Source organism: Proteiniborus ethanoligenes (assembly GCF_900107485.1).
GTDB classification, from domain to species: Bacteria; Bacillota; Clostridia; order Tissierellales; family Proteiniboraceae; genus Proteiniborus; species Proteiniborus ethanoligenes.
Window position 1 is genome coordinate 17,437 of the sequence record NZ_FNQE01000007.1, and the last position, 17,875, is coordinate 35,311.

Annotated in this window: 13 protein-coding genes; all 13 read right to left on the reverse strand. The window is 34.7% G+C overall.

Annotation, left to right across the window (positions count from 1 at the left end):
- Positions 1–7: 7 nt before the first annotated feature.
- The 13 genes from BLV37_RS04050 to BLV37_RS04110 all read right to left on the reverse strand — a co-directional run bounded on the left by BLV37_RS04050 (position 8) and on the right by BLV37_RS04110 (position 17,707).
- The gene (locus BLV37_RS04050) at positions 8–1,120 is read right to left on the reverse strand and encodes a tRNA-dihydrouridine synthase (protein WP_091727828.1); all 1,113 of its coding nucleotides are present in this window, start codon (positions 1,118–1,120) and stop codon (positions 8–10) included.
- An 11-nt stretch (positions 1,121–1,131) separates the two neighbouring features.
- Positions 1,132–2,160: a LacI family DNA-binding transcriptional regulator gene (locus BLV37_RS04055; RefSeq protein ID WP_091727638.1), complete on the reverse strand. Its 1,029-nt coding sequence runs from the start codon at positions 2,158–2,160 to the stop codon at positions 1,132–1,134.
- A 184-nt stretch (positions 2,161–2,344) separates the two neighbouring features.
- On the reverse strand, positions 2,345–3,919 hold the full coding sequence (locus tag BLV37_RS04060) for a methyl-accepting chemotaxis protein (protein ID WP_091727641.1): 1,575 nt from the start codon (positions 3,917–3,919) through the stop codon (positions 2,345–2,347).
- A gap of 230 nt (positions 3,920–4,149) precedes the next feature.
- Positions 4,150–4,626, reverse strand: coding sequence for a (2Fe-2S)-binding protein (locus BLV37_RS04065; protein ID WP_091727644.1), 477 nt, complete (start codon positions 4,624–4,626; stop codon positions 4,150–4,152).
- Positions 4,623–5,462 (reverse strand): FAD binding domain-containing protein, encoded by an 840-nt coding sequence (locus BLV37_RS04070; protein WP_091727647.1) that lies wholly within the window; start codon positions 5,460–5,462, stop codon positions 4,623–4,625. The genes BLV37_RS04065 and BLV37_RS04070 overlap by 4 nt, the downstream gene beginning before the upstream one ends.
- Positions 5,459–7,789, reverse strand: coding sequence for a xanthine dehydrogenase family protein molybdopterin-binding subunit (locus tag BLV37_RS04075; RefSeq protein ID WP_208975196.1), 2,331 nt, complete (start codon positions 7,787–7,789; stop codon positions 5,459–5,461). The genes BLV37_RS04070 and BLV37_RS04075 overlap by 4 nt, the downstream gene beginning before the upstream one ends.
- A gap of 142 nt (positions 7,790–7,931) precedes the next feature.
- Entirely contained in the window at positions 7,932–9,074 is a 1,143-nt protein-coding gene (locus tag BLV37_RS04080) for an MFS transporter (protein ID WP_091727653.1), read from the reverse strand.
- Positions 9,075–9,257: 183 nt separating this feature from the next.
- On the reverse strand, positions 9,258–10,508 hold the full coding sequence (locus BLV37_RS04085) for a uracil-xanthine permease family protein (protein WP_091727656.1): 1,251 nt from the start codon (positions 10,506–10,508) through the stop codon (positions 9,258–9,260).
- Between the two features lie 358 nt (positions 10,509–10,866).
- A complete protein-coding gene (locus tag BLV37_RS04090; protein ID WP_091727659.1) occupies positions 10,867–12,111 on the reverse strand; it encodes a uracil-xanthine permease family protein in 1,245 nt (414 codons plus the stop codon).
- A gap of 98 nt (positions 12,112–12,209) precedes the next feature.
- Positions 12,210–14,528 carry a xanthine dehydrogenase family protein molybdopterin-binding subunit gene (locus BLV37_RS04095; RefSeq protein WP_176967866.1) on the reverse strand — a complete coding sequence of 773 codons (2,319 nt, stop codon included), beginning with the start codon at positions 14,526–14,528 and terminating at the stop codon, positions 12,210–12,212.
- A 31-nt stretch (positions 14,529–14,559) separates the two neighbouring features.
- Positions 14,560–15,021: a (2Fe-2S)-binding protein gene (locus tag BLV37_RS04100; protein WP_091727680.1), complete on the reverse strand. Its 462-nt coding sequence runs from the start codon at positions 15,019–15,021 to the stop codon at positions 14,560–14,562.
- Between the two features lie 13 nt (positions 15,022–15,034).
- Entirely contained in the window at positions 15,035–15,871 is an 837-nt protein-coding gene (locus tag BLV37_RS04105; protein WP_091727683.1) for an FAD binding domain-containing protein, read from the reverse strand.
- Positions 15,872–16,069: 198 nt separating this feature from the next.
- The gene (locus tag BLV37_RS04110; RefSeq protein WP_091727685.1) at positions 16,070–17,707 is read right to left on the reverse strand and encodes a methyl-accepting chemotaxis protein; all 1,638 of its coding nucleotides are present in this window, start codon (positions 17,705–17,707) and stop codon (positions 16,070–16,072) included.
- Between the last annotated feature and the right edge of the window lie 168 nt (positions 17,708–17,875).

The window sequence follows — 17,875 nt, forward strand, 5'->3', positions numbered from 1 at the left end:
TATAGGATTACCAATCTAAATAAATATTACCTTTTTTGCATAAGCTAACACACAAGCCACATCCTGTGCATTTATGAGGGTCTATTACAATTATGCCATCCCTAGAGGAAATAGCATCATAAATACACGCCTTCAAGCATTCACCACATTCATCAACAGTGCATTTACCTAGTACTTTGGCAACGTATGGCTCTACTGATATTTCTTCAAAGGATTTTAATGATGCTAATGCTACTCCTTTTATTTCTTCTAAAGAAGAATATCCTTTATATTCCATCCACTTTTCTAGATCGTTTAATATTTCTCCTATCCTGCCATATCCATTCATCATTAATGATGTGCAAATCTGAACTGTACTCGCGCCTAGCATCATATATTCAAGAACATTTTCATAGTTATCTATCCCACCTATGCCAGAAACAGGAATCTTAACTGCTTGACAAATTCCTGCAACTGCAGCTAGGGCTATTGGTCTAATGCCCTCTCCTGAGTATCCTCCATAGGTCGGCAGAAGAGCCTTTCCTTTATCAATATCCACTCCTAATATGCATCTTACGGTGTCTATAGCACTTATGGCGGAAGCACCTGCTTTTTCTACGGCTTTTGCTAATATCGTTATATTACTTACATTAACAGAAGACTTTACCATAACCGGTATCTTTACTGAATCTACTGCCATTTTAGTCAGGCTATAGAGCCTGTCTACATTACTTGGAATAACTTCTATTCCTCCTCCATGAGGAATGGCTATTCCAAGCTCTATAGCATCTACTCCAAACTTTTCTACCTTTTTAGCCAAATATGCCATTTCAGAAGGTGTATGCGCAAGTATGTTTGCAATAACTACTGCTTCTTTTTCTTTAGCATGATAAATTTCTCTTTCCCATTGTTCTAATGTAAGATTACTATATAATTCAATGTTTTGCATTCCAAGATGATTAGCTGCTATTCTAGGTCTGACGTTATATCTTACTTCATTAGCTATTGTCTGAGTGACCACAGCACCGGCTCCTGCTTCTATAGCTTTCCTCATCATGCTGCCATTTCCAGTAAGAGGACTAGCCGCAACAATAACAGGATTTTTAAGTTTGATTCCCATGAAATTAACTGACAGACTCATATAATCACCCTTTAACTAAATATTTCTTTAATTCTATTATCATGTCCACAAGATTTTCTGATTTTAAGTGTAGGCTGAATAAATATCTGCTGCTTAAAGATTTCTTCCTCTTCATTTGTAATGTTGTCATACAATAATCTTGCTGCTGTTAAGCCCATTCTATACACTGGATGAGTAACTGTTGTTAGCTTTGGTTCTACTAAAGACGCTACGTCTATGTCATCAAAGCCTACTATGGCTATATCTTTTGGCACGCTATAGCCTGCTACCTTTATTGCCTCCATAGCACCAAAGGCCATTAAATCGTTGGCTACAAAAATAGCATCTGGCTTTCCTCTTTTCTTTAGTAGCTTTTTAAGTGCAAGATGTCCTCCGTCTATTTGATTGTCTCCTTCTACTATATAGCTTTCATCGTATTTGTATCCCGCATCTAATAAGGCCTTTTTATACCCTTCTAGCTTGCCTATACTAGATTTTATATCCATAGGTCCCGATACATGAGCTATTTTTTTGTATCCCGTGTTTATTAGATGATTTGTTGCTAAATAAGCTCCCATAAAATAGTCAGTATATACTATATTAATATCTACATCCTCTACATAGTCACCTAAAAGTACTAAGGGTACTTTTTGCTTAATTATAATATCTATATCTTTTCTTTCTAAAATACTGGAGCATACAATGATTCCGTCAACTTTTTTACTTAGGAGCATTTCAATTGAATCTCTTTCTCTTTTTGCATTGTTCTCCGTATTGCTTAAAAGCATATTATAGCCTTTTTGATAAAACACATCCTCTACGCCCTTTGCCACATTAGGGTAAAGTGGATTTAATATATTAGGTATTATAAGCCCTATGGTGCTTGTCCTCTTTGTGGTTAGGCTCCTTGCCATATTATTAGGTACATAGTTCATTTCCTTCATAACCTTGAGTATTCTATTTCTTGTTTTTTCAGAAACAGTTTCAGGATGATTCAGTACTCTAGATACTGTAGCCACAGACACCTTAGCCACTTCTGATACTTTCTTTATATTTGCCATAATACCACTCCATAATGAAATCGTTTGATAATATTATATCACTTATTTCTTTTAAAAGGAACAAATTAGGTAGACTAAGTAATTTTGTATGCTTTATGGCTGTTAAAATAACAGCAGACCCTTTCTTTGCTCAGATAACTAAATGATTGTTATCTACTGATTAGGAAAGGATCTGATAAGCATATTACATATTAAGTAAGGATTCTAAAGAAAGAGATACAGTTAATACACCGCCATTATAGGGCACATGTAGAAATTTATACATTTGGTTATCTTCCACTCTTTTTCTAATAGGTGTTGCTAAGTATGGTGCTTTCCCTCCTGCTGCTTCTTTAGATACAGGGTCTATTTTAAATGAATCTAAGTTTATTGCTTGGCTTTCGCTAGAATTTACTATAATACCTCTTTTATCAACTATATATATATCATCTATTTTAAAGCTTTTAGCTAATTCTTTTAGTTTAGCACTATCTAAGGCTTTTGAACCGATGACATCTATTAACTCTAGGGCTTTATGATACATATACCCTTCCATAGCTGTTGATGCCGAGCTTTGTTGAAGTAGGTTAGCCTCTTCCAATAAGGATTCAGTACTAGATACTATATCCTTAAAAGAAGCACTTATCTCCTGAATCATAGCACTAAGCTGTTGGCTTCCTGCTGCGTTGGCTTCTGATACAGATTGAATGCCACTTGTGGAGGAAATAATAGCTTCACCGCTTTTCTTAATTTTATTTACATAGTCACTTATATTTCTTACACCCTCTTTTGTTATGAAGGCACTTGATTCAATGTTTTCAAATGAGCTGTTAGTTTTTTTGACTATTTCCATGCTTTTTGATACTTCTTCTGCATTATCCTTTAAAATTGTAGATAACTCCCTTAGCTTTGTACCTGTACTGTTTAGTATATTTTCAATATCCTTAGAAGCTCTTTGGGATTCTTCCGCAAGACTGCCTATTTCTCTGGCAACTACTGCAAAACCTTTTCCATGCTCTCCTGCTCTAGCAGCTTCTATTGATGAATTTAATGCTAATAGGTTTGTGCTATCAGAAATATCAGAAATAGTATTTACAAAATTGGCAATACTAGCAGTTTGAGTATTTAAATCAGTAATTAGACTCAGCAAGGTTGTAGTTAACTGGTTTACTTTTTCTATTGTCTTTTTAGTTTCACCCATTAAGGCTTTACCTTCTTGAGCATTTTTAAAGGAGTCTTCTGCATTTTCTACACTTTCTAGTGATTTGTTAGCTATACTTTCTAAATCATTGTATATAATGTCTAAGGAGTTTATTATTTCGTTTAAGGATTGTATTTGCTCTGTTGCTCCTTCTGCTAGATTTTCTGTTGAAGATGCTATTTGCTCTGTCGCTACTTCCATTTCTTTAATAGTTTCATTTAGGTATTCCATTGATTGAGCAACTTGAACACTGGTTTTTAAAGTGCTTTTATATGATTCCTTAGATGTATTAAAAAGCTTTGATAAATTATGATTTACTCTGTGAATATCCTTTGACGCTCCTGAGCCCGAAATAGATACATCATATCTATCCTTTTCTATTACATCACAGCAGTTTTCTAATAAAGCTAATTTATTCTTCCATATTAATCTTGAAATTAAATAACCAACTAGAATAGATAAGGCTATACTAACTATTTTATCAGTCCCTAATGGTAAATTCTTAGAAAATACTAGGCTTAGAATCAATAAAGTTATAGTAAGTAATAAAGCTATTAAGGTAGTATTTTTTTTCTTCATATATACACTCCTTTGGAATAAAAGTTGATATTTTGTGTAATTGGTTACATTTTGTCTTTCTTACTATATAGCCATTTATAAATAATGCTCTGATTATTTGCCTGGGATAAACCACTTCAAAATGTAAACGGTTTAAATCTTATTATTCTTCAAATTTTTCTTTTTTCCTTCTTTAATTGACAAAATATATTTAAAGCCACCAGATTATTTCTGATGGCTTTAGTATCTGTCTATCTTTCTTTAATTTTTTCTTTTGCTGAATAAACTGCATTTTTTATTCCTTCATAGCCTGTACACCTACAAAGATTGCTTTTCAACCATTCCTTTATCTCTTCATCCTCAGCATCTGGTTTTTCCTCAAGCAATGCATATGAATTCAGCAAAAATCCTGGCGTACAATATCCACACTGGAAGCCTCCTTCTTCGTAGAAGGCTTGTTGAATCTCTGTATTATTTAAACCTTCTATAGTTATGATTTCCATGCCAATAGCTTCTACTGCTAACATCATACATGACTTAACTGGCTTGCCATCTAGGAGTATCGTACAAGCACCACAATCTCCATTTTCGCAGCCTGGCTTTGCACCTGTAAGACCTAGCTCTTCTCTAAGTACTCTTAGAAGAGTATCTGAAGGCTTGATTATAGCCTTTCTTTTTTCGCCATTTACATTTAATATTACAGATGTATAATCCTTATAAGCTATCATTTTAGCCCTCCTTCCAGCTTCTTTAGAGCATTTACTATAGAGTTTTTAAGCAAGTACTTTCTAAAGTCTCCTGATGCAAACATATCATTTCTTGCATTACTAGGTAAGTTTTCTATTACATATGATGCTCTATCTTCAAAGCTCTTTTCTTTATCATTTAAGACAGCTTCTAGCTCTAAAGATCTAAATGGATAAGCACATATCCCTGAAAAAGCAAATCTTATATTCTGGTCTGTTTTCATAGCTGCTAAGTGAAAAAGTGGATAGTCTATTTCACTTTGCTTTTCTTTTCTTTCGTTATAGTGTGAAAAACTAGCATGTTTTTTATCTATTTCTATTTGGAGCAAAAGCTCTCCATTTTTTAGATTAACTTTTTTATCGAAAAACTTTAATACGGGAACCCTTATTATTCCTTCATTTGTAGCTATAATAGCTGTTCCCTCTGCCAGCATTATTGGTAATATAGCTTCTCTGTAAAATAATCTTCCACAGATATTGCCTCCTAGACTTAGCTTGTTTCTCACTGTATGATCAGCTATTTTTCTAGATACATCTCCCATAAGCTTAAAGCTGCTTTTTTCAATTATATAGTTTAAATCTAGTGCTGAACCATATACTATCTTGTCTCCATCTTCTGAAAAAGCTGTACATTCAGGTATGGATTTTATGTCTATTAAAGCCCCTGTATTTACTAGCTTTTTACGGGCATAAGTAACTGTTTCTGTTCCTCCATTATAGTACAATGGGTTTTTACCTTCTTTATGCTTTTCACTAAATACTGATAAAGCCTCCTCATAGGTTTCTGGTCTATAGTATTCAAAGTCGTAGGATATCATTGGCTTACCTCCTTTTTAGCTTTCCAAAGAGCCTCTGGAGTTAGAGGCAATGATTTTAGTTGAGCTCCCAATCCTCTTGATAATGCATTTGCTAGAGCTCCAGGCATGCTTATTATTGCCTGCTCTCCTATACCCCTTGCTCCAAATGGCCCATCACCTTGAGGTGTTTCTATAAAATCAACTAGGTATTCAGGCTGCTCATTGTATCTCATTATTTTAAAGCTTCTTAGATCATCATTAGTTACTTGCCCTCTACTGTTAAATAAAAACCCTTCACTTGCAGCAAAACTAAGTCCCATTGCCATTGCTCCTACAATTTGTCCCCTAGCTATTGCTGGGTTAATTATTTTACCTACATCCATTACACATGCAGCTTTAAGTACTTTATAGCTATAATCCTTTAGATTTAGCTCTACTTCTACTCCTTGTGCTGCCAATGTCCACTCAAGAGCAGGACTTCCTTTGCCTGTTTCCTTGTCTATATCGCTTAATCTTCTAGAAATATATTTACCTCTACCTATTACTTGACCTACTATTGCATTACCATTTTCGTAAACATAGCCTAAAACCACATCTTTAAGTGCTAGTCCTATATGAGGCTCATCTTTTATATAAACTTTTTCCTCCGCTACCTCTAAATCTTCTGGTGGGCATCTTAAAACAATGGAAGCTGTGTGCTTTATTTGCCTTATAGCATCATCTGCAGCTTCTATCGTTGCTCTACCTGGCATGAATAATCCACGACTAGCAGCAGTTGCCCAATCATGTGGTGAAACCTTAGTGTTTACTTCAAAGGTTACGTGAACCTTATCTATGCCAACCTTAAATTTTTCAGCTAATATTTGTGCTAATCCTGTTTTTGTAGCTTGTCCTATTTCTACTATTGATATATGCAGGTTCATGCTGCCATCTTCGTTAAAGGTTATGATTGCGCCAGCATCAGTATTAGTAGGCATAGCAGGTGCTTTCCAAAGGCAGGTTAAGCTTTTAGCCCTTACTGTATTTTCGTCTACCTGGATAAGGGTTCCCTCATCCCAATTTAAAAACTCCTTAACCTTATCTATACATGCAACAAGGTCTCCAGTATTTTTATTCATTAGGCTGCCTGTTGGAGATGTGTCTCCTTCTCTAATAGCATTAAGCCTTCTAAGCTCTGCAGGGTCCATAGATAGCTTCTCTGCCATAACATCTAAGGCTCTTTCTATAGCCCAAGCTAATTCTATATGCCCAAAGCCTCTAAATGCATTGGTAAAAGGATGATTAGTATATAAGCATAAAGAGTCACAGTTTACATTTTCTACTCTATAAGGACCTGTACAAGCTATGGCAGCTGCTCTACTTATGTTTACTGAGTAGTCTGCATATGCTCCTGCATCGAATAGGTATAGAAGATCTAGGGCTTTAATTTTTCCATCCTTTGTACAGCCCATTTTGACCTTACCCTTAAAGCCTATTTTACCTGGAGAAGCTGTTAAATCCTGTTCTCTAGTATTTACTACCTTGACAGGCCTCCCCCCTACGGCTTTAGATAATAAGTAAGCTAAAGCCTCTAGCTGAATTCCTGCCTTACCACCAAAACCGCCTCCTATTGGTGGAGCTATCACTGTAATTTTGCCAGTAGGAATCTCAAAGAATTCACTCATAAGGCTCCTGACAACAAAGGGAGCTTGACTTGCTGTTGTAATTACTATTTGTCCGTCTTCTTTGATCTCTGCTATAGATGCTCTAGTTTCCATTGCAACATGATCACTTGTTGGCGAAAAGAACTCGTCCTCTATGATTATGTCAGATTCTTCAAAGCCCTCGACTATATTTCCTTTTCTAATCTTTGTCTTGTTAGCAATATTTGTTCCTGGCTCTGGATGTATTGCAGATATATGCTGATATTTTCCCAATTCCTCATGAACTAAAAGAGAATCCTCTTTCAATGCTTCTTCTACAGAGAGAACTGGTGTTAGCTGCTCATAATTTACTTTTATCAAATCTAATGCTTCTCTAGCTTCTGCCTCACTGTCTGCTACTACTGCTGCTACTGCTTCTCCATAGTGTCTTACCTTGCCTCGGGCTAATGGATATTTGTCTCCTAGATACAGTCCAACTACATAGGGTAAGTCTTCTCCTGTTATTACTGCCCTTACTCCAGGAGCTTTTTTTGCCTCTTCTGTACTGATAGAAACAATTTTAGCATGGGCATGAGGGCTAGTTTTAAAGGCCGCATGAAGAAGCCCAGGATAGTTTAAATCATTTACATACTTTATCTTACCCTTAACCTTATCCCTACCTTCTAATCTAAGGTAGCTTTGCCCAACTACTTTATAATTCCCCACTTTACCACTCTCCTTTGTACTTTCTAAATTATAAGCCATATGGAAAGCTAGATTCTTCGCTAACCCTAAGAATGATGATTTAATGCTAAATTAATCCCATATTATTATATTTACCATAAAACATACTGTGTTAAACTATTATTTACATTTCTTCTCTAATTAAAGTGTAGCTTAGTATAGGAGATAATATATTGTAGACAAGTAGTGCTTTAAATATGAAAGAGCTACTATCTACATAAAAAAGAAGTATCAGTATATAAAATATGGATCTACTAATAGTAAGCAATGAGACTCTAAAAACTAAATTGCCTAAAAGCTCTTCATCATTACTGCCATATTTTTTAGCCGAATATACTTGTATACCTGTTAATGGTTTGTTAAAAAAAGCATCTCCCATGCTTATAGTCATGCTAAATAACACAAAGGTCATAAAGCTAGGCTTAAACAATAAAGATACGGATGATGCCAATGCTACAGCACCTACCATCATTAGCTTTTTTCTTGGATATCTTCTTTGCATTTTCATATATATATAGTAAAAGAGTATTGCAGACACTGCAAAGGCTGAGTTTAATACTCCCATTAAGGATTCGCTTTTAGCAAAGGAATAAAGGAATACACTATTTGCCATTATTATAAATTGTCCAAAAGGAGTATGTATCAGATGTGTACTCAGAACTTTTTTATAATCCTTTTCTTTAAATATTTTTTTAAGATTAACTTTAGCTAGATATTCTATTTTTCTATTAGGTAAGGATATTGCATTTATTATCTGCAATATCAATAGTCCAATAAGTACATATGTCATATGTGCAAAGCCAAATTTTTCTATTATCAATCCAGATATTATAGGAGTTATTATTGAAGATAGTTTGCTAACTATTCCAACTGCGCTCATAAAACTATCTACTTGATTTCTTTTTAGCTCGCTTGCTTGAAAAAAGTTTAAGTTAAAATAAAATAATCCATCTCCAAAGCCTCCCAATATTCCTATAAGAACCGCATATTTAGATATTTCATCTCCCATAATTGCTGTTATAGCAAATAGCATAATGAAAAATGAGGATGATAATAAATAATTTAATTTAGAGCTCTTTAAGGCTATTACATTGCCTATATAAAAGGATATAAAAGCAGCTATATAATTAAATATGTTAAATATGGCTACAGCTTTAATGCTCTTGCCTGTTTTCCAAAGATATATATTTACGAATATTAGTACGAAGCTTTTAAAAATCGAGAAAATCAGCTCCATCAATATCATTTTTTTAGTGTTTTTATCCATAGTAATCCTCCGTCAAAATATATTGTTAAATATATACTATATCAATTATAATATATTTGAGCAAGAAAATAAAAATCCCTAATGCTTGTCTTTAATAAAAAGACTTTGCATAGGGATTTTTGTTATCTATCTTCTATTATTTTATTTCTTCAAATATTTCTTCAAATAGTTTATGAGTTCTAGTTATTTAGGTTCTGGTAATAATTTATTTAATATAATTCCTACTATTGCTGCTAGAGCCATTCCTTGTAGAGAGATGTCAAGTATACCAAATTTAATAGGTAATACTGCTCCACCAATACCTAATACTAATATAGTTGCTGCTATTATTAGGTTTCTTGATTTTGTAAAGTCAACCTGATTTTCAACTACTGTTCTAAGACCAATAGCTGCTATCATTCCGAATAGTACTATTGATATACCACCGATTATTGAGCCTGGTATTGTACTAATTAGTGCTGCTATTTTAGGAATTCCTCCTAGGAAAATTGCGAAAACTGCAGCTATTTTCATTACTAATGGGTCCCATACTCTAGTTAGTGCTAAAACTCCTGTGTTTTCTGAATAAGTTGTATTAGCTGGTCCACCAAAGAATGCAGAAAGTGAAGTCATTAATCCATCAGCTAACATTGTTCTATGAAGACCTGGATCTTTTGTGAAGTCATCTTCAACTGTAGCTCCTATAGCTATAACGTCTCCTATATGCTCAACTATTGTAGCAAGTGCTACTGGTGCAATTACCATGATGTATTGAAGATCAAATTTAGCCATAGTAAATTTAGGTAGTCCAAACCATGCTGCTTCAGCAACAGGTGTAAGGTCCACGTTACCTGTCACAAGAGCTACTATATAACCAATAATAAGTCCTGTGATTACAGGGATAATTTGTAGAAATCCTCTTGCAAAAATGTTAACTAGTACAACTATTAAGAATGCTACTATTGCTAAAAACCAGTTGTCAGAAGCCATGCCTACTGCAGTTGGTGCTAAATTAAGTCCTATAACCATAATCATAGGTCCAGTTACTATTGGTGGGAAGAAGCTTACTATCTTCTCAACACCAAACAAGTGCACAAGTATGGCAACTACAACATAAATAAGACCAGCTACGACTATACCACCAGTTGCATATGCAATTGGATTGTCAAGACCAGCATCAGCTGCCATGGTAGTTACTGTAATAATAGGTGCAATGAATGCAAAGGATGAACCTAGGAATACTGGAACTCTGTTTTTCATGATGAAATGGCCTATTAAGGTACATATGCCAGCCATAAACAGAGCAACTGATACGTTAAGTCCAGTTAGAATCGGAACTAATACTGTTGCACCAAACATTGTGAATGCATGCTGAGCTCCTAAAAGAATTGTTTTACCTGTACCAAGCTGTTCCAGGGCATTTCTGATTGGCTCTTGTTGTTTTACATTTTCCATTCTTTAAACTCCCCCTTATTATTTTTTTCTAGCTAGTTGTTTAGCTAGTATATATGCATCATCTAGCTGTTGGCTCATTAACAGCTAGATGTATACATCACTGATTTTTTGAAGAAGTTTTTTGCATTCTGGTTCTTCTAATTATACTATTAAGACCGAAAAAATGCAAATGTTTTCCCTAAACTGTGTTTTGTTCCATTATTTGTTATTTTTTTGTTCTTTTATCGATAATTTCTAGAGTATATGAGTACAACAAACTATCATATATGTAGCACCTAGCTGTTATTTTAATAACAGCTAGGTGGTTATTTCATTTTTAATATAAATACTATAAAAACTTTTATAAATATATAGATATTTATTCTGGAAAAACTTTATTGGAAACAATACCAATAATTGCAGCTAGTGCCATTCCTTCTATAGTAAAGCTTACAGAGCCAATATTTACTGGGAATGCAGCTCCTCCAAGACCTAAGACAAGAATTGTCGCGGCTATAATTAAATTTCTTGATTTAGTAAAATCAACTTGATTTTCTACTAAGGTTCTAACTCCAATAGAGGCTATCATACCAAATAGAATAATTGATATTCCTCCTACTATTGATGTTGGTATTGTTCTAATAACTGCTGCTAGTTTAGGAACTCCTCCTAGTATTATTGCAAATACAGCTGCAATTCTCATAATTACTGGATCCCATACTTTAGTTAGGGCTAACACTCCAGTATTTTCTGAATAAGTGGTGTGTGCTCCCCCACCAAACATTGTAGAAAGCATAGTCATACCACCATCAGCGGCCATAGTCCTATGAAGGCCTGGATCCTTTAAGAAATCATCATCTACTGTAGCTCCTATAGCTATCATATCACCTATATGCTCAACTATTGTAGCTACAGCTATTGGTGCAATCATCATTATACTTTGCAGGTCAAACTTAGCCAATTGAAATTTAGGTATGCCTATCCAAGCTGCATCAGCTATTGGTGTAAAATCCACATTGCCTGTTAAAATAGCTACTCCATATCCAGCTAATAAGCCAATAAGTACAGGCACTACCTGTAAAAATCCTTTTCCAGCTACTGATACTGCAATAACAACTGCCACTGCAACAAGAGCTAATAGCCAGTTTCCTGATGCCATATCTATTGCTGTAGGTGCTAGCTTAAGCCCAATAACTAATATGATTGGTCCTGTTACTATTGGTGGGAAAAAGTTTACTATCTTTTCAACTCCAAATATATAGATAAGTCCTGCTACTATTAAGTACATAGACCCAGCTACAAACATCCCGCCCCTAGCATATGCAAGTCCATCTGTGCCACCATTGTTTGCAACTATTTCTACAACTGCTAAAACAGGTGCTATAAAAGCGAATGATGACCCTAAAAATACTGGTACTCTTTTTTTCGTAATGAGATGGCTTATTATAGTACATACTCCAGCCATAAATAATGATAATGATACGTCTAATCCTGTAATTAGTGGAACTAGCACTGTAGCTCCAAACATAGTAAATGTGTGTTGCATCCCTAAAAGAATTCTCTTCCCTACTGAAAGCACTGATGCATCTCGAATGGGTTCTTGTAGTTTTATCATTGTGTCCATTATTATTGTAATCTCCTTTGTTTATTAGCAGTTTCCTGCTTTTTATGTGCTCACCTAGCTATTTATCCTAGGCGAGCACATTTGTTTTCATTAGTATATTATTTATTTTCTTTTTCTTTTAATGCATTTAATACTCTCTCTGGAGTAAGTGGCATTCTATTTATTCTTATGCCAAGAGCATTGTATAAAGCATTTGCAATAGCTGGTGCTGATGGAATCATTGCAGGCTCTGCAATTGCTCTAGCTCCAAAAGGCCCATCATGCTGAGGATTTTCTATGAATGTTAGCTTCATATCAGGCATATCTCCAACAGCTGGTATCTTATAATCCATAAAGGATTTATTAAGGAATTTACCATTGTCAAGCTTTATTTCTTCAAATAAAGCTGAGCCTATACCTTGTACTATTGCGCCTTCAATCTGGCCTTCAATAAGTGTAGGGTTAACTACTCTACCTACGTCCCAGCATGCAGCTACTTTTAATACTTCAATATGCCCTGTTTCTGTATCTACTTCTATCTCAACTCCATTAGCTCCATAAGTCCAGAATGTAACTGGATTGTCGCTAAGTCCTGTTTCTAAATCAAAGTTTAAAATATTTGCAGGTATAAATACTCCTCTACCAATAAGTGGACCATGTACAGCTGAACCATCTGGGAAATTTAATCCTAATGCTAGCTCTGCTATACTAACCTTTTTGTCAGGATATATTTTAGATACTACATAACCATCTTCAAGCTTTAAATCTCTTTCAAATATGCCTAGCTTAATGCTTGACAGCTTTAATAGCTGCTCTTTAACATCTTCACAGGCTTTTATAACTGCATTTCCTGCTGAGTAAGTTATACGGCTAGCAACTGTTTGCCACTCATAAGGTGTATTTTGTGTGTCACCTGTGTTTATAGTAATTTTTTCAGGTGGTATTGACAATACTTCTGCAGCTATCTGTGTTAGAACCGTATCAGAACCCTGTCCAATATCTTGAGCACTTACTGAAAGATAAGCTGTTCCGTCTTCGTTGATTCTAACTATAGCTGAAGATGCTGCGTTTGTAGGCATTGATGGTGCCTTCATACCACTAGCTATTCCCTTACCTCTTACCTTTTTAGAATCTTTAGGCTGCTCTGGTTGTTTAAAGTAATCTATATCCTCAGCAACCTTTTCGATACACTGTACTAGAGAGCATGCATCATCAACTCTTGCTCCTGTTGCAGTAGTACCACCTGGCTTCTGAGCATTAATTCTTCTTATTTCTACTGGGTCTATTCCAAGCTTATGGGCTATAACATCTAGGTTTTGCTCTATTCCAAAATGAATCTCAGCCATACCAAAGCCTCTGTATGGTCCTCCTACAGGATGATTTGTATATACACAGTAAGAATCGCACCAGATATTTGGTATATCATATGGCCCTACAGCAGCAAAGCCCGCTGACTTAGCTATGTTTACACCATATTCTGTAAATGCTCCTCCATCCCAAACAAATTCATTTTTGATAGCTACTATTCTACCATCATTCATTACACCAGTTTTAAACTTAGAATGCATTGCCTGTCTTACGTATGAGCTAGTGAATTCTTCTTCTCTAGAATAAGCTAGCTTAACAGGCCTACCATTAGCTCTCATTGAAAGTGGTATTACTATACCCTCTAGAGTAGTACCTGCTTTTGCTCCAAAGCCTCCACCTACTGCTGGAGATATTACTCTCAATTTGTGAAGAGGTACATCAAAAGCATCTGATAGAGCTGCTCTAACTGCATAAGGCGATTGACAGCTTGCCCATACTGTTAAAGTTCCATCCTTATCGTATTTTGCCATAGCAACATGGTTTTCAATAGGTGCGTGTTGTATATGTGGAACATAAAACTCTGTATCAAAAACAAAGTCTGCCTCTTCAAAGGCTTTATCTACATCACCTTTTCTAAGCTTAAAGTGCTCACTAACATTAGTACCAGGAATTATCTGAAAAACAGGAGCAATCCTATAGTTCTCTAATTCTGGGTGAATTAATGGAGCACCAGGCTTCATACCTTCTACTGCATTAGTTACTGCTGGTATTTCTTCGTACTCAACTTCAATAAGCTCTATAGCTTCTTGAGCTATTTCTAAAGTTTCAGCTGCAACTGCTGCTACTCCTTCACCATAAAATCTAACTTTCTCTATAGCTAAAAAAGTTTTATCAGTAAGATATAGTCCTGCTCTCTTAGGTAAATCTTTTCCTATAATAACTGCTCTAACGCCAGGAAGTTTCTCTGCTTTGCTTGTATCTATGCTAATAATATTAGCATGAGCGTACGGACTTCTTTTAACAGCCGCATGAAGCATTCCTGGTAATTTTATATCATCAACATATTTCAAATCTCCCGTAACTTTCTTGATACCATCTACTCTCGAAACTCTTTGACCAACATATTTCATAATAATACTGACCTCCCTTCAAAGAATGATTCTATCTTTCTGCTACATCCATAATTGCTTCTATAATTTTTTTGTATCCTGTACATCTGCAAAGGTTTCCACTAATAGCTTCTTTAACCTCTTCTTCAGTTGGATGAGGATTTTCTGCTAATAGACCTTTTGCTGCCATTACCATTCCAGGAGTACAATACCCACATTGCAATGCTCCATGTGTAATAAATGAAGCTTGAAGATTATCTAGCTCTGTTCCGTTGGATAATCCTTCTATAGTCAATATGTCTCTACCATCAGCATCTACTGCTAGTACAAGACATGAATTTACTGGTTTCCCATCTAACAAGATAGTACAAGCACCACATTCCCCTTGTCCACAGCCTTCCTTAGCTCCTGTAAGGTCAAAATCTTCTCTTAGCATTTTAAGAAGAGTTTTGTGTGGCTCAACCTCATGTTGAATTTTTTCATTATTTAAAGTAAAGCTAATTTTATATTTCATCTTTTTCCCTCCTTTAGCCTCTTAACTGCTCAAGACTTCTGCGTACCATTACTCTAACCATTTCTTTTCTATATTCTTTAGATGCTCTAACATCATCAATTGGCTTTGCTTCAGAGGCTGCCATATCAGCAACTTGGCTAATAAGCTCATCTGTAAGTTCTTTTCCCTTAGCAAGCTTTTCTGCTTCCCAGGCTCTTATAGGTGTCGGTGCTACAGCACCCATAGCTATCTTTATTTCATCTCCTATCTTTACTACTGTAGTACACACTGTAGATAGGTCTACCTCTTTTCTTCTGGAGTTTTTTATAAATACTCCCTTTAAATCTTTATTAGCAGGAATTTGTATTCCTGTTACAATTTCACCATGAGCTAAGCAAGTTTTTCTTACTCCTTTAAAAAATTCATGAATAGATACTTTTCTTTCCCCATTAGGCCCATAAATATGAACTACAGCATCTGTAGCTACAAGGGGAGTTGAAGTATCAGCTAATGGTGATGCATTACAGTTGTTGCCAGCCATTGTAGCAAGGTTTCTAACTTGACCTGATCCTACTGTCTCAGCTGAGTCTGCTAAAAAGCTATAGTTTTCAACAACAGCCTTGTTATGTGCCATATCGCTTAGTTTTACACATGCACCTACAAAAAGTCCTTCTTTTTCATCATAGTTTAAATCGTAAAGCTCTTTAATCCCTTTAATGTCTACTACAACTTCTGGTGTAGTTAAATTTTCTCTCATCCTTACTACTAGGTCTGTTCCACCATTTAGTATATGGGCATTTTCTCCATACTTTATTAGTAGTTCACTAGCTTCTTTTAAGGATTCTGGTTTGAAGTATTCAAAAGACTTCATGGTTTCACCTCCAAATATATTGAAAAACAACTGTTTTTATGTTAAAAAAGTAGAGCATGTATACATAGTTTGCTTTGTTGAAAACGTTTTACATGTCTTAAAATAAATATAGCACGAAAATATTTGTAATATACTTACAAAGTTGAATGCTTTTTATGTTGCTTTTTTGTGATATATCACAAAAGAAGCTTTAGGTCATTAGTCTATGGCATATTGTCCTCTAAAATCAAGTAAATCATCTATGAATAACCCTACTTGAATAACACCTTTTTTACCCTTCTTAGATACTCCAGCAAACTTATAATACTTGCCATCTATGTCTCTTATTTTCATTTCTTGACATACCTTAAGGCTTGGGTCTAATAGTATTTTGTAAAAATCGTATGCCTGTGTAGTAGGGTCATCACTTATTTTAAACCCAATACCTTGAGGATTGTTACAGTATTCAGTCACTCCTTGAGAGTCAGTAATATAAAATTCAGATATACCAGTCTTTTTAGATAGCTCTACAAGATATGAATTGTTTATAATACCCCTTTGCTCAAGGTCTGCAATCTTCTCACATGCAGCAATAAGCTCTTTATTTATTTCATCCTCAAAGGTTTTAGTGAATTCATTAAAGTTTTTAGCTATATCAGCTATGCTACTAGAAGTATCTAAGCTTTCTCTTTCCATCTCTACTTGCACTGAAATGTTATCATCTATTTCCTTTATGGTTTTATTTAAATCTCCAATAAAGCTTGCTGCATTTTCAACATTTTTAGCTAGTGATTCTGTAGCTCTATTTTGTTCATCAATATTTTTTGATATATCGTTTATAAAATTAGCAATTTCATTTATCTGTAATGTAATGTCATTTAGATTTTTGCTAGCCTCATTGCTTTTTTCTTTGATTTCTACAGATTTATCAGCCCCTTGCTTGATTTCTTCTATGACTCTACCTATGCTTAAATCTATTAAAGACACATTATTCTTTATTTCAGTTGTAGTTTTAGCACTTTCCTCAGCCAATTTTTTAATTTCCTCAGCTACTACAGAAAAGCCTCTACCAGCTTCCCCTGCTCTTGCTGCTTCTATAGACGCATTTAGTGATAATAAATTTGTTTGATCGGCTATTTCAGATATTGCGTCACTCATTTGGAAAATAGAGTTTAAATGAACCTTTAATCTATCTATTTCCTCAGATGCCTTAACCATAATATTTTCTATTTCAGAAACATCTTCTAGGGTTTTTTCTATTTCTCTACTATCCCTCATTATTTTTTCAGTAGCATCGTGGGTGAAGGTACTAAACTTCAAAGCATTTTCGGTTATTTCAGTATTTGAGCTTAATAATTGTTCAGCTATTGCAGCATTTTCAGCTGTATCTTCTGTAGCCTTAGTTGAGCTAAAATTAATTGAATTTATAGCTTCTGATATTTCACTTATGTTATCTAGGGTTTCGCGTGTATTTCTTAAAAGAATAACTGAATAGTCATCGATTTTGACCTTGGAAAGAAGTAAATTATAGAGCCAACTCTGCATTTGCGTCCTTAAGGTGTTTAATGAGTTCACTATATTATCTTGGTCTTTTAGGTCTCTTCTTCCTGTATATTCTGCAAGAAAGTTTCCCTGTGAATATTCATCCATAATATTTTTAATGTCCTTAAGCAATAGGGTAGAATCATTTTTGTTACTTTTATAATATATACCCCATACAATCAGAATGATAACAGATGGTGCTATGGTTTTTGTTAACATTCCTAGGCCATTTTTATCTAATAGATAAACAGCCAGACCATTTAATACTATATTAGATAATAGAGCTAAATAAAAAAAACGATTTCTTTTAAGCATTTAATCAACCCCCTATAATTATAACATGCTTGTCCATTTTACAGTTCTTCCAATAAATATAATTCTATCTAAATTATAGCATAGAAATATTTTATGGTGTATAGTCTTAAAGCATGAATAAAATCAGTACTTTAACTACTAACTGAGAGATTCTATTTTTATTCTGTA